The sequence below is a fragment of the Pseudomonas sp. KH_024_B2 genome (assembly GCF_057839965.1).
The window spans coordinates 3,768,510-3,788,917 of record NZ_CM174502.1; the positions used below are offsets into that span (position 1 = coordinate 3,768,510).

The following is a 20,408-nucleotide window of genomic DNA, read 5'->3' on the forward strand; positions in this document are numbered from 1 at the left end:
ATGAATAGCACGCTTATCCAGACAGACCGTTTCGCCTTGAGCGAAACCGAGCGCTCGGCCATCGAGCACGAGCTGCATCACTACGAAGACCCGCGCGCGGCGTCGATCGAAGCCCTGAAGATCGTCCAGAAGGAACGTGGCTGGGTGCCTGATGGCGCGCTCTACGCCATCGGCGAGATCCTCGGCATCCCGGCCAGCGACGTTGAAGGCGTGGCGACGTTCTACAGCCAGATCTTCCGTCAACCGGTCGGCCGTCACATTATTCGCGTCTGCGACAGCATGGTCTGCTACATCGGCGGCCACGAGTCGGTGGTCAGCGAGATCCAGAGCAAGCTCGGCATCGGCCTGGGTGAAACCACCGCCGACGGTCGTTTCACGCTGCTGCCGGTCTGCTGCCTCGGCAACTGCGACAAGGCGCCGGCGATGATGATCGACGACGACACTTTCGGTGACCTACAGCCTGCTGGCGTCGCCAAACTGTTGGAGGGCTACGTATGACCCTGACTTCATTCGGCCCTGCCAACCGCATCAAGCGCAGTGCAGAAACCCATCCGCTGACCTGGCGTCTGCGTGACGACGGCGAGGCTGTCTGGCTCGACGAGTACCAGGCCAAGAATGGCTACGCCGCTGCGCGCAAGGCTTTCGCCGACATGGCTCAGGACGACATCGTCCAGACCGTGAAAGACTCGGGCCTTAAAGGTCGCGGCGGTGCAGGCTTCCCCACTGGCGTTAAGTGGGGCCTGATGCCCAAGGACGAATCCATCAACATCCGCTACTTGCTGTGCAACGCGGATGAAATGGAACCCAACACCTGGAAAGACCGCATGCTGATGGAGCAACTGCCCCATCTGCTGATCGAAGGCATGCTGATCAGTGCTCGCGCGCTGAAAACCTACCGTGGCTACATCTTCCTGCGTGGCGAATACACCACCGCCGCCAAGCACCTGAACCGTGCCGTGGAAGAAGCAAAAGCTGCGGGTCTGTTGGGCAAGAACATCCTGGGCAGCGGCTTCGATTTCGAGCTGTTCGTCCACACCGGCGCCGGGCGTTACATCTGCGGTGAAGAAACCGCACTGATCAACTCCCTCGAAGGCCGCCGCGCCAACCCGCGCTCCAAGCCGCCCTTCCCTGCCGCCGTTGGCGTATGGGGCAAGCCGACCTGCGTGAACAACGTCGAAACCCTGTGCAACGTGCCGGCGATCATCGCCGACGGCGTGGACTGGTACAAATCGTTGGCCCGTGAAGGCAGTGAAGACATGGGCACCAAGCTCATGGGCTTCTCCGGCAAAGTGAAGAACCCTGGCCTGTGGGAACTGCCATTCGGCGTGACCGCTCGCGAGCTGTTCGAAGACTACGCCGGCGGCATGCGCGACGGCTTCAAGCTCAAGTGCTGGCAGCCAGGCGGCGCCGGTACCGGTTTCCTCTTGCCCGAGCACCTCGACGCACAAATGTACGCCGGCGGCATCGCCAAGGTGGGCACCCGTATGGGTACCGGTCTGGCCATGGCGGTGGACGACAGCGTCAACATGGTCTCTCTGTTGCGCAACATGGAAGAGTTCTTCTCCCGCGAATCCTGCGGCTTCTGCACCCCGTGCCGTGACGGTCTGCCGTGGAGCGTCAAGCTGCTGCGTGCGCTCGAGAACGGTGAAGGGCAAGCCGGCGATATCGAGACCCTGCTGGGTCTGGTCGGTTTCCTCGGCCCTGGCAAAACTTTCTGTGCTCACGCACCGGGCGCCGTGGAGCCATTGGGCAGCGCAATCAAATATTTCCGTCCGGAGTTCGAGGCCGGCATTGCATCCAACAGTGCTGCCGTCCCGCCTCTGGCTCGCCCGGTCCAGATTCCGGTCGTCGCGTAAACGTATCGAACGAGGGTGGTCCGTGCCGCCCTCTTATCGTCTGAAGACGCTTCAGACTTATTGAAAACGTTGTTTTCAACGAGGCTGTCATAGCGCCAGGCGAGTACACAGATTCCATTAGCCACGCCCGCTGACACCGGGCCAACGAAGAACTTTGAACCATGGCCACTATCCACGTAGACGGCAAAGCGCTCGAAGTCGATGGGGCAGACAACCTGTTACAGGCGTGTCTGTCGCTAGGCCTCGACATCCCGTATTTCTGCTGGCACCCCGCCCTTGGCAGCGTTGGCGCTTGTCGCCAGTGCGCGGTCAAGCAGTACACCGACGAGAACGACAAGCGTGGTCGTATCGTCATGTCCTGCATGACACCTGCCACCGACGGCAGCTGGATTTCCATCGACGACGAAGAAGCCAAAGTGTTTCGCGCCAGCGTCGTCGAATGGCTGATGACCAACCACCCGCACGACTGCCCGGTCTGCGAGGAAGGCGGTCACTGCCACCTGCAAGACATGACGGTAATGACCGGCCACAACGAGCGCCGTTACCGCTTCACCAAGCGTACCCACCAGAACCAGGACCTCGGCCCGTTCATCGGTCACGAGATGAACCGCTGCATCGCCTGCTATCGCTGCGTACGTTTCTATAAGGACTACGCCGGCGGTACCGACCTCGGTGTATTCGGCGCCCACGACAACGTGTACTTCGGTCGCGTTGAAGACGGCACCCTGGAAAGCGAGTTCTCCGGCAACCTCACCGAGGTTTGCCCGACCGGTGTGTTCACCGACAAGACTCACTCCGAGCGCTACAACCGCAAGTGGGACATGCAGTTCTCGCCGAGCATCTGCCATGGCTGCTCCAGCGGTTGCAACATCAGCCCGGGCGAGCGTTACGGCGAACTGCGGCGCATCGAAAACCGTTTCAACGGTTCGGTGAACCAGTACTTCCTCTGCGACCGTGGCCGTTTCGGTTATGGCTACGTCAACAGCAAGGATCGCCCACGTCAGCCACTGCTGGCAGACGGCACCAAGTTGAGTCTCGACGAAGCGCTGGATAAAGCCGCTGACCTGCTGCGCGGTCGCAACATCGTCGGTATCGGTTCGCCGCGTGCCAGCCTGGAAAGCAACTTCGCCTTGCGCGAACTGGTCGGTGCCGAGCACTTCTACTCGGGTATCGAAGCGTCCGAGCTGGAACGTATTCGCCTAGTCGTGCAAGTGCTGAAAAACAGCCCGCTGCCGATCCCGAACATGCGCGACATCGAAGACCACGATGCGATCTTTGTCCTCGGTGAAGACCTGACCCAGACCGCCGCCCGTATGGCGCTGGCCCTGCGTCAATCGGTCAAAGGCAAAGCCGAAGACATGGCCGACGCCATGCGCGTTCAGCCGTGGCTGGATGCGGCGGTGAAAAACATCGGTCAGAACGCGCTGAACCCACTGTTCATCGCCAGCCTGGCTGAAACCAAACTCGACGATATCGCCGAAGAGTGCGTTCACGCCGCTCCCGACGATCTCGCCCGTATCGGTTTCGCCGTGGCTCACGCCCTCGACGCCAGTGCTCCAGCCGTTGAAGGCCTGGACAGCGAAGCCCTCGAACTGGCTCAGCGCATTGCCAATGCCCTGCTCGCGGCCAAACGTCCGCTGATCATCGCTGGTACTTCCCTGGGTTCCAAAGCGCTGATCGAAGCCGCGGCGAACATCGCCAAAGCCCTGAAGCTGCGCGAAAAGAACGGTTCCATCAGCCTGATCGTGCCAGAGGCCAACAGCCTCGGCCTGGCCATGCTCGGTGGCGAGTCGGTAGACGCTGCGCTGCAAGCTGTGATCGACGGTAAAGCCGACGCAATCGTCGTCCTGGAAAACGATCTGTACACCCGTACCGACAAAGCCAAGGTCGATGCTGCACTGAACGCTGCGAAAGTGCTGATCGTTGCCGACCATCAGAAGACTGCCACCAGCGATCGCGCGCACCTGGTTCTGCCAGCGGCCAGCTTCGCTGAAGGCGACGGTACGCTGGTCAGCCAGGAAGGTCGCGCCCAGCGCTTCTTCCAGGTCTTCGACCCGACTTATCTGGATGCGAGCATCCTGGTTCACGAAGGCTGGCGCTGGCTGCATGCCCTGCGCAGCACTTTGCTGAACCAGCCGCTGGACTGGACCCAACTGGACCACGTCACCGCAGCCTGCGCCGCCAGCAACTCGCTGCTGGCAGGCATTGTCAGCGCCGCACCGTCCGCTGCGTTCCGCATCAAAGGCCTGAAACTGGCCCGCGAACCGCTGCGTTACAGTGGCCGGACCGCCATGCGTGCCGATATCAGCGTGCATGAGCCGCGTACCTCTCAGGACAACGACACCGCGTTCGCGTTCTCCATGGAAGGCTACTCGGGCTCCGTCGAACCGCGTCAGCAAGTGCCGTTCGCCTGGTCTCCGGGCTGGAACTCGCCGCAAGCCTGGAACAAGTTCCAAGACGAAGTCGGTGGTCACATCCGTGCGGGTGACCCAGGCACTCGCCTGATCGAAACCCAGGGTGATGGTCTGAGCTGGTTCGCCAGCATTCCGACCGCGTTCTCCCCTGCTCGTGGAACCTGGCAAGTGGTGCCGTTCTATCACCTGTTCGGCAGCGAAGAGAACTCTTCGAAAGCCGCTCCGGTTCAGGAACGCATCCCGGCCGCCTACGTTTCTCTGGCCAAATCCGAAGCGGATCGCCTGGGCGTCAACGACGGTGCCTTGCTCAGCTTGAACGTGGCCGGTCAGACCCTGCGTCTGCCACTGCGTATCAACGAAGAGCTGGGTGCCGGTCTGGTGGCTTTGCCTGCCGGTCTGGCTGGCATCCCACCGGCTCTCTTTGGCAAAACCGTTGATGGTTTGCAGGAGGCAGCTCAATGACCTGGTTCACGCCTGAAGTGATCGATGTGATCATCTCGGTGGTCAAAGCCATCGTGATTCTGCTCGCCGTGGTGGTGTGCGGCGCGCTGCTCAGCTGGGTCGAGCGTCGTTTGCTTGCCCTCTGGCAGGATCGTTACGGCCCGAACCGGGTTGGCCCGTTCGGCGCCTTCCAGATCGCCGCCGACATGATCAAGATGTTCTTCAAGGAAGACTGGACGCCGCCGTTCGCCGACAAAGTGATCTTCACTCTGGCGCCGGTGGTGGCCATGAGCGCCTTGCTGATTGCCTTCGCGATCATCCCGATCACCCCGACCTGGGGCGTGGCGGATATCAACATCGGCATCCTGTTCTTCTTCGCCATGGCCGGTCTGTCGGTCTACGCAGTGCTGTTCGCCGGCTGGTCGAGTAACAACAAGTTCGCCCTGCTGGGCAGCTTGCGGGCCTCGGCGCAAACCGTGTCGTACGAAGTGTTCATGGGCCTGTCGCTGATGGGCATCGTGATCCAGGTCGGCTCGTTCAACATGCGCGACATCGTTGAGTATCAAGCCCAGAACCTGTGGTTCATCATTCCGCAGATCTTCGGTTTCCTGACCTTCTTCATCGCTGGCGTCGCCGTGACTCACCGTCACCCCTTCGACCAACCGGAAGCGGAACAGGAACTGGCCGACGGTTACCACATTGAATACGCCGGCATGAAATGGGGCATGTTCTTCGTCGGCGAGTACATCGGTATCGTGTTGATTTCGGCGCTGCTGGTGACCTTGTTCTTCGGTGGCTGGCACGGTCCGTTCGGCATTCTGCCGCAGATCCCGTTCATCTGGTTCGCACTGAAAACCGCGTTCTTCATCATGTTCTTCATCCTGCTGCGCGCCTCGATTCCGCGCCCACGGTATGACCAAGTGATGGACTTCAGCTGGAAGTTCTGCCTGCCGCTGACCCTCGTCAACATGCTGGTGACCGCTGCGATCGTGTTGCTCAACACGCCCGCCGTCGCGGCTCAGTGAGGATAGAGAATCATGAAGTATATTTTTGACATCGTGCATGGCTTCTACACCCAGCTTCGCAGCCTGGTGATGATTTTCAGCCACGCCTTCCGCAAGCGCGACACGCTGCAGTACCCGGAAGAGGCGGTGTACCTGCCGCCGCGCTTCCGTGGGCGTATCGTGCTGACCCGCGACCCTGACGGCGAAGAGCGTTGTGTAGCCTGCAACCTGTGCGCCGTGGCGTGCCCGGTGGGTTGCATCTCGCTGCAGAAAGCTGAAACCGAAGACGGTCGCTGGTACCCGGAGTTCTTCCGCATCAACTTCTCGCGCTGCATTTTCTGCGGCCTCTGCGAGGAAGCCTGCCCGACCACCGCGATCCAGCTGACACCGGATTTCGAGATGGCCGAGTTCAAACGTCAGGACCTGGTTTACGAGAAAGAAGATCTGTTGATCTCCGGTCCCGGTAAAAACCCTGATTACAACTTCTATCGTGTTGCAGGTATGGCCATTGCCGGTAAGCCAAAAGGCTCCGCGCAAAATGAAGCCGAACCGATCAACGTGAAGAGCTTGCTGCCTTAAGGAAGAAAGATGGAATTCGCTTTCTATTTCGCGTCAGGAGTTGCCGTTGTGTCCACGCTTCGCGTGATCACCAACACCAACCCTGTGCACGCCCTGCTCTACCTGATTATTTCGCTGCTTGCCGTGGCGATGACCTTTTTCAGCCTCGGTGCTCCATTCGCCGGTGTACTGGAAGTGATCGCCTACGCCGGTGCCATCCTGGTGCTGTTCGTGTTCGTGGTGATGATGCTGAACCTCGGCCCGGCCTCGGCTCAGCAAGAGCGCGTCTGGCTCAAACCCGGTATCTGGGGTGGTCCGGTCGTACTCGCAGCGTTGTTGTTGGCTGAACTGCTGTATGTCCTGTTCGCCAATCCAAGCGCCGGCGCTATCGGTCACACCACCGTAGACGCCAAGGCCGTGGGCATCAGCCTGTTCGGTCCTTATCTGCTGGTGGTCGAACTCGCCTCGATGCTGCTGCTCGCTGCAGCCGTCACGGCGTTCCACTTGGGCCGCAACGAGGCGAAGGAGTAACGCTATGCCTGCTATCCCTTTCGGTTCTATCCCATTCGAGCATGGCCTGGCTGTCGCCGGTGTCCTGTTCTGCCTCGGTCTGGTCGGCCTGATGGTCCGCCGCAACATTCTCTTCGTGCTGATGAGCCTGGAGATCATGATGAACGCCTCGGGTCTGGCCTTCATCGTTGCCGGTAGCCGCTGGGCGCAGCCGGATGGACAGATCATGTTCATCCTGGTCCTCAGCCTGGCTGCCGCCGAGGCCAGTATTGGCCTGGCGATTCTGTTGCAGCTGTATCGCCGCTTCCACACTCTCGATATCGACGCTGCCAGCGAGATGCGCGGATGAACCTTCTCTATCTGACTTTCCTGTTCCCTCTGATCGGTTTTGTGCTGCTGGCGTTCTCTCGGGGACGTCTCTCGGAAAACCTCTCGGCATTGATCGGCGTCGGTTCCATTGGCCTCTCGGCCATTGTCGCCACCTACGTGATCTGGCAATTCAACGTCGCCCCGCCTGAAGGCGGTCACTACACCCAGGTGTTGTGGCAGTGGATGGCGGTGGAAGGCTTCAAGCCGAACTTCGCCCTGTACCTGGATGGTCTGTCCGTGACCATGCTCGGTGTGGTGGTGGGCGTCGGCTTCCTGATCCACCTGTTCGCCTCCTGGTACATGCGCGGTGAAGCCGGTTACTCGCGCTTCTTCGCCTACACCAACCTGTTTATCGCCAGCATGCTGTTCCTGGTCCTGGGCGATAACCTGTTGTTCCTGTACTTCGGTTGGGAAGGCGTGGGCCTGTGCAGCTACCTGTTGATCGGTTTCTACTACAGCAACCGCAACAACGGTAACGCCGCACTCAAGGCTTTTATCGTCACCCGTGTCGGCGACGTGTTCATGGCCATCGGCCTGTTCATCCTGTTCCAACAGTTGGGCACGCTGAACATCCAGGAGCTGCTGGTACTGGCACCGCAGAAATTCCAGGTCGGCGACTTCTGGATCGTTCTGGCGACCCTGATGTTGCTCGGTGGTGCGGTCGGTAAATCCGCGCAACTGCCGCTGCAAACCTGGCTGGCGGACGCGATGGCCGGTCCTACTCCGGTCTCGGCACTGATCCACGCCGCGACCATGGTGACCGCCGGTGTCTACCTGATCGCCCGTACCCACGGTCTGTTCGCCCTGGCGCCGGATATCCTGCATCTGGTAGGGATCGTCGGTGGCGTGACGCTGGTACTGGCCGGCTTCGCTGCGCTGGTGCAGACCGACATCAAACGCGTCCTCGCCTACTCGACCATGAGCCAGATCGGCTACATGTTCCTGGCCCTGGGCGTTGGTGCCTGGGAAGGCGCGATCTTCCACCTGATGACCCACGCCTTCTTCAAGGCGCTGCTGTTCCTCGGATCCGGTTCGGTGATCGTTGCCTGCCACCACGAGCAGAACATCTTCAAGATGGGCGGTCTGTGGAAGAAACTGCCATTGGCGTATGCCAGCTTCATCGTCGGTGGTGCCGCACTGGCAGCCTTGCCGCTGGTGACCGCAGGTTTCTACTCCAAGGACGAGATCCTCTGGGAAGCCTTCGCCAGCGGTAACCACGGTCTGCTGTACGCCGGTCTGGTCGGTGCCTTCATGACCTCGCTGTACACCTTCCGCCTGATCTTCATCACGTTCCACGGTGAAGCCAAGACCGAAGCCCATGCAGGTCACGGCATTGCTCACTGGCTGCCGCTGTCGGTGCTGATCGTGCTGTCGACCTTCGTCGGCGCCATGATCGTTCCACCGCTGCACGGTGTACTGCCGGAAAGCGTCGGCCATGCCGGTGGCGAAGCCAAGCACAGCCTGGAAATCGCCTCAGGCGCTATCGCCCTGGCCGGTATCCTGCTGGCGGCCCTGCTGTTCCTCGGCAAGCGTCGCCTGGTCACCGCCATCGCCAACAGCGCTCCCGGGCGTTTCCTCTCGGCCTGGTGGTTCGCCGCCTGGGGCTTCGACTGGATCTACGACAAACTGTTCGTCAAGCCGTACCTGATGATCAATCACATACTGCGCAAAGACCCGCTCGACCAGACCATTGGTTTGATCCCGCGTATGGCCAAAGGGGGTCACAACTCCCTGAGCCGTACCGAGACCGGTCAACTGCGTTGGTATGCCGCTTCGATGGCTGCTGGTGCCGTGCTGGTCATGGGCGCCATCGTGTTGGTAGCGGTCTGATATGAACCTTGCGAAATTGCGAAAGGAATTGAGCCCGTCATGATTCTGCCTTGGCTAATCCTGATCCCCTTTATCGGCGGCCTGCTGTGCTGGATGGGGGAGCGCTTCGGCGCTACCCTGCCACGCTGGATTGCGTTGCTGACCATGTCCCTGGAACTCGCTCTCGGCCTCATGCTGTGGGCCCAGGGTGACTATTCATTTGCGCCGGCGCCTGGCGCCGATCCGACCTGGGTGATTGAGTTCAAACACGTCTGGATCGAGCGTTTCGGCATCAACGTGCACCTGGCCCTCGACGGCCTGTCGCTGTTGATGATCCTGCTGACCGGCCTGCTGGGTGTCCTCTCGGTAGTCTGCTCGTGGAAAGAGATCCAGCGTCACGTGGGCTTCTTCCACCTGAACCTGATGTGGATCCTGGGCGGTGTGGTCGGCGTGTTCCTCGCCCTCGACCTGTTCATGTTCTTCTTCTTCTGGGAAATGATGCTGGTGCCGATGTACTTCCTCATCGCGCTCTGGGGTCATAGTTCATCGGACGGCAAGAAGACCCGGATCTACGCGGCGACCAAGTTCTTCATCTTCACCCAGGCCAGCGGCCTGATCATGTTGGTGGCGATTCTTGGGCTGGTACTGGTCAACTTCAACGACACCGGGGTGATCACGTTCGATTACGCCCAGTTGTTGAAAACCAAGATGTCGCAGACCACCGAGTACATCCTGATGCTCGGCTTCTTCATCGCCTTCGCGGTAAAGCTGCCCGTGGTGCCGTTCCACTCCTGGCTGCCGGATGCCCACGCCCAGGCGCCGACCGCCGGTTCCGTGGACCTGGCCGGTATCTTGTTGAAGACCGCTGCTTATGGGATGTTGCGTTTCGCCCTGCCGCTGTTCCCGAATGCTTCGGCCGAGTTCGCGCCGATCGCCATGACCCTGGGTCTGGTCGGGATCTTCTACGGTGCGTTCCTGGCGTTCGCCCAAACCGACATCAAGCGTCTGATCGCCTTCTCCAGCGTTGCGCACATGGGCTTCGTGCTGATCGGGATCTACTCCGGCAGCCAGCTGGCGTTGCAAGGCGCGGTGATGCAGATGCTGGCGCACGGTGTTTCGGCAGCCGCACTCTTTATCATCAGCGGCCAGTTGTACGAGCGCATGCACACTCGCGACATGCGCGAGATGGGTGGCCTGTGGTCACGCATTGCGTATCTGCCGGCGGTCAGCCTGTTCTTTGCAGCCGCTTCGCTGGGCTTGCCGGGTACCGGTAACTTCGTCGGTGAATTCCTGATCCTGCTGGGCAACTTTGCCAGCTGGCCATGGATCACCGCGATTGCCACCTCTGGTCTGGTGTTCGGTTCGGTCTACTCGCTGATCATGATCCACCGCGCCTACTTCGGCCCGTCCAAGTCGGACGAAATACTGCACGGCATGGATGCTCGCGAACTGATCATGGTGGTCGGACTTGCGGGGCTGCTGATCTACATCGGCATTTACCCGCAACCGTTCCTCGATACCTCTGCCGCGACGATGCATGGCGTGCAGCAATGGTTCGGCACCGCCTCCACTCAACTCGCTTCGGCCCGGTAAGAGCGCTATGGACCTGACGACTCAACACTTTATCGCGCTTGCGCCGCTGCTGATTACCAGCGCCACGATTATCGTGGTGATGCTGGCAATCGCCTGGCGTCGCAACCACTCACAGACCTTCCTGCTTTCAGTAGCGGGTCTCAACCTGGCACTGCTGTCGATCCTCCCGGCCCTGAAAGTCGCGCCTCTGGCCGTGACGCCACTGCTGCAGATCGATAGCTTCGCCTGCCTTTACATGGCGCTGATCCTGGTCGCCACGCTGGCTTGCGTGACCCTCGCCCACGCCTACCTCGGCGATGGCGGTTCGGGTTATCCGGGCAACCGCGAAGAACTGTACCTGCTGATCCTGATGGCTGCGGCCGGTGGCCTGGTGCTGGTCAGCGCGCAGCACCTGGCCGGCTTGTTCGTCGGTCTGGAACTGCTCTCGGTACCGGTCTACGGTCTGGTGGCATATGCCTTCTTCAACAAACGTTCCCTGGAAGCCGGCATCAAGTACATGGTGCTGTCTGCAGCCGGTTCCGCGTTCCTGTTGTTCGGTATGGCGATGCTTTACGCAGAAGCCGGTAGCCTGAGCTTCAGCGGCATCGGTCAGGCACTGGCCGCTACCGGTCTGCCAAGCCCGATCGCGCAACTGGGCCTGGCCATGATGCTGATCGGTCTGGCGTTCAAGCTGTCGCTGGTACCTTTCCACCTCTGGACCCCGGACGTCTACGAAGGCGCCCCTGCCCCAGTGGCAGCGTTCCTGGCGACAGCTTCGAAAGTCGCGGTGTTCGCGGTAATGGTGCGTCTGTTCCAGCTCTCGCCAGTGGCCAACAGTGGCGTACTGAGCAACGTTCTGACCATCATTGCCATCGCCTCGATCCTGTTCGGTAACCTGCTGGCGCTGACCCAGAGCAACCTCAAGCGTCTGCTGGGTTACTCGTCCATCGCACACTTCGGTTACCTGCTGATCGCCCTGGTGGCGAGCAAAGGTCTGGCGATGGAAGCCATCGGCGTCTATCTGGTCACCTACGTGATCACCAGCCTCGGCGCGTTCGGCGTGATCACCCTAATGTCCTCGCCGTACAACGGCCGTGACGCAGATGCGTTGTACGAGTACCGCGGCCTGTTCTGGCGCCGTCCGTACCTGACCGCGGTACTGACCGTGATGATGCTGTCCCTGGCCGGTATCCCGCTGACCGCGGGCTTCATCGGCAAGTTCTACATCATCGCAACCGGTGTCGAAGCCCACGAGTGGTGGCTGGTCGGTTCTCTGGTGCTGGGTAGCGCCATTGGCGTCTTCTACTACCTGCGCGTCATGGTCACCCTGTACCTGATCGAGCCGAACCTGCGTCGTCACGATGCTCAGCTGCATTGGGAACAACGTACCGGCGGCGTGATGCTGCTGGCCATCGCTGTTCTGGCGTTTTTCCTCGGCCTGTACCCACAGCCGCTGCTGGCGCTGGTGCAACAGACCGGCCTGGCGGGTTGATCGCTTAGTTACACGCGGTAGAAAAACAGAACGGCACCTTCGGGTGCCGTTTTTGCGTTTGGGGGGGAGATTTTTCTTTACCTTAGCGAACTCTGAGGATTGTGTGTCCAGCCAGGAGAAGCTGGATATCTGGAATGGCCTCATCGCGAGCAAGCTCGCTCCCACATTGGATCGCTGTCGTACACCGATTCTGTGTTCACTGAAGATCTAAGGTGGGAGCGAGCTTGCTCGCGATAGCGGTGGAACAGACACAATTGAAAACGGCACCTTACGGTGCCGTTTGCTTAACGCCTGAAGCGATTTACTTACGCGCCGCCTCCCACGATTTCAGCAGTTCGGCGTAGCTGACGGTCTCGCCTTTAGGCTTCTCGTTGGCCAGCTTGGGTTTCGGGGCGCCCGGTTGATCGAGCCAGTATTGCGCATCGCGCTCGGGGTTCATTTTCGGGGCGCAGGTGGCTTGTGCCTTGGAACGTTCCAGACGGGTCAGGATTGCGTCCTGATCCTTGGCCAGGCCATCCAGCGCTTGTTGCGGGGTTTTCTCGCCGCTGGCGGCTTCCGCGATATGGCTCCACCACAGCTGTGCCAGACGCGGATAGTCAGGCACGTTGGTTCCGGTCGGGGTCCATTGCACCCGCGCCGGGCTGCGGTAGAACTCCACCAGACCGCCAAGTTTCGGCGCCAGGTCGGTCATGGCTTGCGAGTTGATGTCCGACTCGCGGATCGGCGTCAGGCCGACGATGGTTTTCTTCAGCGAAACGGTTTTCGAGGTCACAAACTGCGCGTAGAGCCAGGCCGCCAGCCGTTGTTTCTCCGGTGTGGATTTGAGGAAGGTCCAGGAACCGGCGTCCTGATAACCGAGCTTCATGCCCTCCTCCCAGTACGGGCCTTTCGGTGACGGTGCCATGCGCCATTTCGGCGTGCCGTTGGCGTTCATCACCGGCAGGCCGGGCTTGGTCATGTCGGCGGTAAACGCGGTGTACCAGAAGATCTGCTGGGCGATGTTGCCCTGGGACGGCACCGGGCCCGATTCGGAGAAGGTCATGCCCGCCGCCTCCGGTGGCGCGTATTTTTTCATCCAGTCAACGTACTTGGTGGTCGCATACACCGCTGCCGGGCCGTTGGTGTCGCCGCCGCGGGTCACGCTGGAACCGACCGGATGACAATCCTCGACGCGGATGCCCCACTCGTCCACCGGCAAGCCGTTGGGTATGCCTTTATCGCCAGCGCCGGCCATGGAGAACCAGGCATCGGTGAAGCGCCAGCCCAGCGACGGGTCTTTCTTGCCGTAGTCCATGTGGCCGTAGACGCGCTTGCCGTCGATTTCCTTGACGTCTTCGCTGAAGAATTTAGCGATGTCCTCGTAGGCCGACCAGTTCACCGGCACGCCCAACTCGTAGCCATACTTTTCTTTGAATTTCGCTTTCAAATCCGCCCGCTCGAACCAGTCGGCGCGGAACCAGTAAAGGTTGGCGAACTGCTGGTCAGGCAACTGATAGATCTTGCCGTCCGGCGCGGTGGTAAAGGAGATGCCGATGAAGTCCTTGATGTCCAGGGTCGGCAAGGTGTAGTTCTTGCCTTCGTTGGCCATCATGTCGGTGATGGATTCGGTCTTGCCGTAACGAAAGTGCGTGCCGATCAGGTCCGAGTCGTTGACCCAGCCGTCATAGATATTCTTGTCCGATTGCATCTGGGTCTGCAGCTTTTCCACCACGTCGCCTTCTTGCAGCAAGTCGTGGGTCAGCTTGATCCCGGTGATTTCAGTGAAGGCCTTGGCCAGCACCTTGGACTCGTACTCGTGGGTGGCGATGGTTTCCGAGACCACGTTGATCTTCATCCCGCGAAACGGCTCGGAGGCCTTGATGAACCACTTCAGTTCCTCAAGCTGCTGAGCTTCGGTCAGGGTGGACGGTTTGAATTCGCTGCCAATCCATTTCCTGGCAGCGTCTTCATAGGCATCCGCCCAGGCGGTAGCGCTCAACCCGCTGAGTGCCAGCAGGGTTGCCAATGAAACGCTATGTCGCAGCTTATTGTTTTTGTCGAACATAGAGACCTCCTGTTTGGGTTTCGGAGCATGACTGCCGGATTTCGGCTAGCCCCAACGCATCACAGCCAACAGCCACACCAGAGACAGCGCGGACGCCACCCAGATGCTCCAGCCGGTCACGCCAATCACCAGCAAATGCAGGTAGGCGCTTCCAAGAAGACCGATAAACAGCCGATCACCACGGGTGGTGCTGATCGGTAAAAAGCCGCGTCGTGGGATACTCGGCGAACGCAGTTCCCAGGTGGTCATGCCCGTCAGCAACAGGGCAATAGCACCGAAGAACACCGCGGTCGGGGTGGTCCAGTTCATCCATTCCATCAGCAGTTCCTCAAACCCGGCCGAGGGCAAAGCCCTTGGCCACGTGATTACGAACGAACCAGATCACCAGCATGCCCGGCAGAATGGTCAGCACCCCGGCCGCTGCCAGCACCCCCCAGTCGATCCCGGAGGCCGACACCGTGCGAGTCATCACCGCCGCGATCGGCTTGGCGTTGACCGAGGTGAGCGTGCGCGCCAGCAGCAGTTCGACCCAGGAAAACATGAAGCAGAAGAACGCCGTCACGCCGATGCCCGAACCGATCAGCGGGATGAAAATCTTCACGAAGAACTTGGGAAAACTGTAGCCATCGATGTAGGCGGTTTCGTCGATTTCTTTCGGAACCCCGGACATGAAGCCTTCGAGAATCCACACCGCCAGCGGCACGTTGAACAAGCAATGAGCCAGCGCCACCGCGATGTGGGTGTCGAACAAGCCAATGGACGAATACAGCTGGAAGAACGGCAGCAGGAACACCGCCGGTGGCGCCATGCGGTTGGTCAGCAGCCAGAAGAACAGGTGCTTGTCGCCGAGGAATCGATAACGCGAGAACGCATAGGCCGCCGGCAGCGCCACGCTCAGCGAGATCACTGTGTTAAAACTCACGTAGTACAGCGAGTTGAGGTAACCGGTGTACCAGCTCCGGTCGGTGAAGATCACCTTGTAGTTGGCGAAAGTGAAGTCCTGGGGAAACAGCGTCAGGCTGCCGAGGATCTCGGTGTTGCTCTTGAACGACATGTTCAGCAGCCAGTAGATCGGCACCAGCAGGAACAGGATGTAGATCAGCAGCGGAATGAGCTTGCGCTTGGTCATGGCAGGCCTCAGCGATTGGCGTCGGAGTGGGTCATGGCGGTGTAGAACAGCCAGGACACCAACAGGATGATCAGGAAGTACACCAGCGAGAATGCCGCCGCCGGGCCCAGGTCGAATTGTCCGACCGCCATCTGGGTCAGGGTCTGGCTGAGGAAGGTCGTGGCATTACCCGGTCCGCCGCCGGTCAGCACGAATGGCTCGGTGTAGATCATGAAGCTGTCCATGAACCGCAGCATCACCGCGATCAGCAGCACACTCTTGAGCTTGGGCAATTGAATATGTCGGAACACCGCCCAGCTCGACGCCCGATCAATCCGTGCCGCCTGGTAGTACGCGTCCGGAATCGCCCGCAGGCCGGAGAAGCACAGCAGCGCCACCAACGAGGTCCAGTGCCAGACATCCATCACTAGCACCGTGACCCAGGCGTCCATGGTGTTGGCCGCATAGTTGTAGCTGACGCCCATGGCGTTCAGCGAATAACCGAGCAAGCCGATGTCGGCACGACCGAAGATCTGCCAGATGGTGCCGACCACGTTCCACGGGATCAGCAGCGGAATCGCCATGACGATCAGGCACAGCGAAGACCAGCGGCCCTTGGTCGGCATGGTCAGGGCAATGGCAATGCCTAGTGGAATTTCGATCAACAGCACGCAGCCTGAGTAGATGAACTGGCGCAGCAGCGAGTCGTGCAGGCGCGGGTCCAGCAGTACTTGCTTGTACCAGTCAGCACCGACGAAATAGCGGCTCGACTGATCGAAAATGTCCTGCACCGAGTAGTTGACCACGGTCATCATCGGGATCACGGCGCTGAACGCCACCAGCAGGAACACCGGCAACACCAGCCACCAGGCCTTGTTGTTCTGCACCTTGTTCATGGCTGGACCTCCAGCAAGTAGTCATCGGCATAGACCATCAACCACTGCGCCGGGAAGCTGATCCAGGCCCTGCCTTGGGGCACCGGTTTGTCCTCGGTCAGCCGCACTTTCAGCGGTGCACCATCCAGATCGAGGGTCACGATCTTGTAGGTGCCCAGGTCTTCGACATGCACCACGTCAGCTTGTAGTGCTTCGTCATAAGGCTCGTCCCGGACGTGGATGAACTCCGGGCGAATACCGACTTTCAGGGTCTTCCATTCGCTCTCGGCGATACGCTGCTGCAAGGCCTCGGACAGCGCCAGATGGGTCCCGGCAAAACCGACACCACCTATCTCGGGCTTCACCTCGATCAGATTCATCCCCGGGCTGCCGATGAAATAGCCGACAAAGGTGTGGCTTGGCCGCTCGAACAATTCTCGTGGCGTACCGAACTGGACGATCTGGCCGCCATACATCACCGCAATCTTGTCGGCGAAGGTCGAGGCCTCGAGCTGATCGTGGGTCACGTAAACCATGGTGATGTTGAACTGCTCGTGGATCTGCTTGAGCTTGCGCCGCAGCTTCCACTTCAGGTGCGGATCGATCACCGTCAACGGCTCGTCGAAGAGAATCGCCGACACGTCATCACGCACCAGCCCACGGCCCATGGAAACTTTCTGCTTTTCATCGGCGGTGAGGTTGCGGGCCTTCTTGTGCAGCAGCGCCTGCAAATCGAGTACCTCGGCGATTTCCTGCACCTTGCTGTGAATCTTTGCTTCGGCCATGCCTTGATTGCGCAACGGGAAGGCCAGGTTGTCGAACACCGTCATGGTGTCGTAGACCACTGGAAACTGGAAAACCTGAGCGATGTTGCGCTTTTCCGGGGTCAAGTCGTTGACCACCTTGGTGTCGAACAACACCTGCCCTTGCGACGGGCTGAGCAGGCCGGAGATGATGTTGAGCAAGGTCGACTTGCCGCAGCCGGACGGCCCGAGCAAGGCGTAGGCGCCGCCCTGCTCCCAGATATGGTTCATCTCGCGGATCGCGTAATCCTCAGGCCCGGCCGGCGTGCGGCTGTAACTATGGGCGAGGTTCTGCAAATGGATCTCAGCCATCAGGCAACCCTCGCGACGCGGCGACCGGGCGCCTGGACCAAGCGTCCCTGCGCATCGAAAACAAACAGCTTGTGGGTCGGGATATAGATGCGGATCGGTGCATCGACGTCGTACTCATGCACTCCGGGCAAATGCAGCACCAACAGGAATTGCTCGTTACGCACATGCAGGAAGGTTTCCGAACCGCTGATCTCCGCCACCTCGACGGTCACCGCCAACTCCAGGTCGTCGTCGTTGCTCGGCACCAGGGAGATATGACTCGGGCGCACGCCAAAGCGAAACTCGCCCTCACCGACCGGCCGTAAATCAACGTTCAATGGAAAGTGCACGAAATTGGCGAAGCTCACTTCATTGCCGGCGATACGCCCCGGCATCAGGTTGATCGGCGGCTCGGAGAACAGCTCGGCGGCCAGCACCGTCTGCGGCTGGTGATAGACCTCGGCGGTCTTGCCGCTCTGGATGACCCGGCCTTCATGCAAAATCGTCGTGGTGCCGCCCAGCGCCAGCGCTTCGTTGGGCTCGGTGGTAGCGTAGATGGCGATGGTGTGCCGTGCCTTGAACAACTCGCGCATTTCCTGACGCAGCTCTTCGCGCAGTTTGTAGTCGAGGTTGACCAGCGGCTCGTCGAACAAAATCAGCTCGGCATCCTTGACCAGCGCCCGGGCCATGGCCGTGCGCTGCTGCTGACCACCGGAGAGCTCCAAAGGATGGCGCTGAAGGAATTTCTCGATGCGCAACATCTTTGCGGTTTCGAGCACTTTGCTCTGGATCAGCTCATTGGAGACGCCGGACTGACGCAGTGGTGAAGCGATGTTCTCGAACACCGTCATGGTCGGGTAATTGATGAACTGCTGATAGACCATCGACACATTGCGCTGCCGCACCGGGCGCTGGGTGACGTCGACGCCGTTCATCAGAATGCGACCGCTGTCAGGTTTGTCCAGACCGGCCATCAGCCGCATCAGACTGGTCTTGCCGGACAGCGTGCGCCCCAGCAAGACATTGAAGGATCCGGGTTCGAAGCGAAGCGTTGCGTCATCGATCCAGGTCTGGCCCTCGACGGCGCGGCTGACGTGCTCCAGCGTTAATGACATGGCTCGGCCTTTTTATTATTGGAGTCAAGCGACCGAAGCAACAGAGCGACATTCGTGCCAGAAATCACAAGCAACTGATCTGGCTCAAGTTTTCTGAAATGGATGGAAAAATTGCATTCGTTGCTGAACAGAAATGAACAACGCTGACTGAACAATTGAACAGATCCGGGTTTGACAATGAACAATTGTGAACAACACTGGATGGATGCTTTCGACGCCGCCTCATAACAAAAACAATAAAGTTTGCTCAGAGATCGACTGCCATGGCCGCACAGCCCGCCTCGCCCTTAAGCCACGAAGCCATCATCAAGGATTCCTGGAGCCGCTGCCGGGCCTTCGGGCTCAGTCACCAGAGCATACCGGCCTTCGATCAACTGCCGGCTGAAGGCATCGCCCAGCTGCTCGAAAGCCAGCATTCATTGGTGCAGACCACCCATCAAGAGGTCCTGCCCTATTACGAAAACATCCTCAGCAACTCCAACTGCCTGATCATGCTCGCCGACAATCAGGGCCAGGTGCTGACGTCGTGGGGCACGCAACGCTTTATCGAGCCGAGTCTGACCCGTGGTTTCAGCGCCGGCGCCAGCTGGATGGAACACTGCACCGGGACCAATGCCATCGGCACCGCGCTGGCCTGCTCACAGTGCGTGCATATCGAACACGATGAGCACTTTCTCAAGGCCAATCGCTTCATGACCGGCTCTGCAGCGCCGATTTTCGACGCGGATCGACGGGTGATCGCGGTGCTGGACGTCTCCAGCGACAGCTACCTGCCACCGTCCCACACCCTGGGCATGGTGAAAATGATGAGCCAGACGGTGGAGAACCGGCTGATCCTCAACCTGTTTCAGGGCCAGCATTTCCAACTGACCTTCAATACCGGCCTGAACAACCTCGACAGCCAATGGGCCGGGTTGCTGATCTTCGATGAAAGCGGCCAGGTGCTCTCGGCCAACCGTCGCGCCGACAATCTGTTGGGGATCAGCCTGTCGCGGGTCAGCGTCGAAAGCCTGTTCAAGGTCTCGTTGCTGGAGCTGCTAAACCAGCCCGAAGGCATACCGTTCGCGTTGCAGGCCGCCAGGCACAATCGTTTTCATTGTGTGTTGAAGCGACCCAGGCAAATGCCGATTCAGGCGCGGGTGTTTGCCGAACCGGTCAGCCCCGCGCCGGCCGCGATCAGCCTCAGTACCCTGCACTTTGGTGACAGTCGTGTGGAAAAAGCCGTGCGTCAGGCCGAGCGCTTGCTGGAGAAAGACATCCCGCTGCTGATCCATGGCGAAACCGGGGTCGGCAAGGAGGTCTTCGTCAAAGCCCTGCATCAGGCCGGCTCACGCAGCAAACAGCCGTTTATCGCCGTCAATTGTGCGGCGATCCCCGCCGAACTGGTGGAGTCTGAGCTGTTCGGCTATGAGAAAGGTGCCTTCACCGGCGCCAACCAGAAAGGCAGCATCGGCCTGATCCGTAAAGCCGACAAAGGTACGCTGTTCCTCGACGAAATCGGCGACATGCCACTACCAACCCAGGCCCGGCTGTTGCGGGTGTTGCAGGAGCGTTGCGTGCAGCCGGTGGGCAGCAGTGAACTGTACCCGGTCGACATCCGCATCATCTCCGCGACCAATCGCGCCTTGCGAGAGCAGGTTCAGGTCGGGCGTTTCCGCGAAGATCTGTACTACCGCATCAGCGGGCTGACGCTGGAATTACCGCCATTGCGCGAACGCAGTGACAAACAGGCGCTGTTCAAGCGTTTGTGGGAGCACCATCGTGAACCGACGCAGTGGGCCGGGCTCAGTCGTGAAGTGCTGGAGCTGTTTCAACGCCACCCGTGGCCGGGGAATTTGCGTCAGGTCAGCAGTGTGATGCAGGTGGCGCTGGCCATGGCGGAGGAACAGCCGATCCGGCCTGAGCATTTGCCGGATGATTTTTTTGTGGATTTGGAGATGGGGCCGGTGGCGGTGGCCGAGCCGGTGTCGGTTGATTTGAACGATGCCGAGGATCTAAATCGGCAGTTGCAGGCGGCTGGGGGGAATATTTCCCATTTGGCCCGCAGGCTGGGTGTGAGCCGGAATACCCTTTACAAGCGATTGCGCCAACAGGAGAACTGAGGCGGCTGAACCTGTTGTGTTCGGCTTGAAACCATCGCGAGCAAG

General features: G+C 60.0%; 17 protein-coding genes. 11 read left to right on the top strand and 6 right to left on the bottom strand.

What is annotated here, in order from left to right; genetic code table 11:
* From nuoE to nuoN, 10 genes are all read left to right on the top strand, one after another.
* Positions 1-498 (top strand): NADH-quinone oxidoreductase subunit NuoE, encoded by a 498-nt coding sequence (gene nuoE, locus AC3I0A_RS17475; protein ID WP_489373405.1) that lies wholly within the window; start codon positions 1-3, stop codon positions 496-498.
* A complete protein-coding gene (gene nuoF / locus AC3I0A_RS17480; protein WP_489373406.1) occupies positions 495-1,856 on the top strand; it encodes an NADH-quinone oxidoreductase subunit NuoF in 1,362 nt (453 codons plus the stop codon). The genes nuoE and nuoF overlap by 4 nt, the downstream gene beginning before the upstream one ends.
* 161 nt (positions 1,857-2,017) lie before the next feature.
* Positions 2,018-4,732: an NADH-quinone oxidoreductase subunit NuoG gene (nuoG, locus tag AC3I0A_RS17485; protein WP_489373407.1), complete on the top strand. Its 2,715-nt coding sequence runs from the start codon at positions 2,018-2,020 to the stop codon at positions 4,730-4,732.
* Positions 4,729-5,736 carry an NADH-quinone oxidoreductase subunit NuoH gene (nuoH, locus tag AC3I0A_RS17490; RefSeq protein WP_489373408.1) on the top strand — a complete coding sequence of 336 codons (1,008 nt, stop codon included), beginning with the start codon at positions 4,729-4,731 and terminating at the stop codon, positions 5,734-5,736. Before nuoG ends, nuoH begins: the two co-directional genes overlap by 4 nt.
* Positions 5,737-5,748: 12 nt before the next feature.
* Positions 5,749-6,294, top strand: a complete 546-nt coding sequence (nuoI, locus tag AC3I0A_RS17495) for an NADH-quinone oxidoreductase subunit NuoI (protein ID WP_219098071.1) — start codon at positions 5,749-5,751, stop codon at positions 6,292-6,294.
* Positions 6,295-6,303: 9 nt separating this feature from the next.
* On the top strand, positions 6,304-6,804 hold the full coding sequence (gene nuoJ, locus AC3I0A_RS17500; protein ID WP_489373409.1) for an NADH-quinone oxidoreductase subunit J: 501 nt from the start codon (positions 6,304-6,306) through the stop codon (positions 6,802-6,804).
* A gap of 4 nt (positions 6,805-6,808) precedes the next feature.
* The gene (gene nuoK / locus AC3I0A_RS17505; protein WP_489373411.1) at positions 6,809-7,132 is read left to right on the top strand and encodes an NADH-quinone oxidoreductase subunit NuoK; all 324 of its coding nucleotides are present in this window, start codon (positions 6,809-6,811) and stop codon (positions 7,130-7,132) included.
* Positions 7,129-8,982 (top strand): NADH-quinone oxidoreductase subunit L, encoded by a 1,854-nt coding sequence (nuoL, locus tag AC3I0A_RS17510; RefSeq protein WP_489373413.1) that lies wholly within the window; start codon positions 7,129-7,131, stop codon positions 8,980-8,982. Before nuoK ends, nuoL begins: the two co-directional genes overlap by 4 nt.
* 39 nt (positions 8,983-9,021) lie before the next feature.
* Positions 9,022-10,554: an NADH-quinone oxidoreductase subunit M gene (nuoM, locus tag AC3I0A_RS17515; RefSeq protein WP_489373414.1), complete on the top strand. Its 1,533-nt coding sequence runs from the start codon at positions 9,022-9,024 to the stop codon at positions 10,552-10,554.
* 7 nt (positions 10,555-10,561) lie between these two features.
* Entirely contained in the window at positions 10,562-12,025 is a 1,464-nt protein-coding gene (nuoN, locus tag AC3I0A_RS17520) for an NADH-quinone oxidoreductase subunit NuoN (protein ID WP_489373416.1), read from the top strand.
* Between the two features lie 301 nt (positions 12,026-12,326).
* On the opposite strand, the gene AC3I0A_RS17525 is transcribed toward nuoN, so the two are convergent.
* The 6 genes from AC3I0A_RS17525 to AC3I0A_RS17550 are packed head-to-tail and all read right to left on the bottom strand — an operon-like array spanning position 12,327 to position 18,261.
* Positions 12,327-14,069 (bottom strand): ABC transporter substrate-binding protein, encoded by a 1,743-nt coding sequence (locus AC3I0A_RS17525; RefSeq protein WP_489373417.1) that lies wholly within the window; start codon positions 14,067-14,069, stop codon positions 12,327-12,329.
* Between the two features lie 45 nt (positions 14,070-14,114).
* Complete coding sequence (locus AC3I0A_RS17530; protein WP_489373419.1) at positions 14,115-14,387, bottom strand: DUF2160 domain-containing protein; 273 nt, start codon at positions 14,385-14,387, stop codon at positions 14,115-14,117.
* Between the two features lie 10 nt (positions 14,388-14,397).
* Positions 14,398-15,198 carry a carbohydrate ABC transporter permease gene (locus AC3I0A_RS17535; protein ID WP_489373421.1) on the bottom strand — a complete coding sequence of 267 codons (801 nt, stop codon included), beginning with the start codon at positions 15,196-15,198 and terminating at the stop codon, positions 14,398-14,400.
* An 8-nt stretch (positions 15,199-15,206) separates the two neighbouring features.
* Entirely contained in the window at positions 15,207-16,073 is an 867-nt protein-coding gene (locus AC3I0A_RS17540; RefSeq protein ID WP_489373422.1) for a carbohydrate ABC transporter permease, read from the bottom strand.
* Positions 16,070-17,167, bottom strand: a complete 1,098-nt coding sequence (locus AC3I0A_RS17545) for an ABC transporter ATP-binding protein (protein WP_489373424.1) — start codon at positions 17,165-17,167, stop codon at positions 16,070-16,072. Before AC3I0A_RS17545 ends, AC3I0A_RS17540 begins: the two co-directional genes overlap by 4 nt.
* Positions 17,167-18,261, bottom strand: coding sequence for an ABC transporter ATP-binding protein (locus AC3I0A_RS17550; protein ID WP_489373425.1), 1,095 nt, complete (start codon positions 18,259-18,261; stop codon positions 17,167-17,169). The genes AC3I0A_RS17545 and AC3I0A_RS17550 overlap by 1 nt, the downstream gene beginning before the upstream one ends.
* 263 nt (positions 18,262-18,524) lie before the next feature.
* Between AC3I0A_RS17550 and AC3I0A_RS17555 the strand changes: the two genes are divergently transcribed.
* The gene (locus tag AC3I0A_RS17555; protein WP_489373426.1) at positions 18,525-20,363 is read left to right on the top strand and encodes a sigma-54-dependent Fis family transcriptional regulator; all 1,839 of its coding nucleotides are present in this window, start codon (positions 18,525-18,527) and stop codon (positions 20,361-20,363) included.
* The last annotated feature ends 45 nt before the right edge of the window (positions 20,364-20,408 follow it).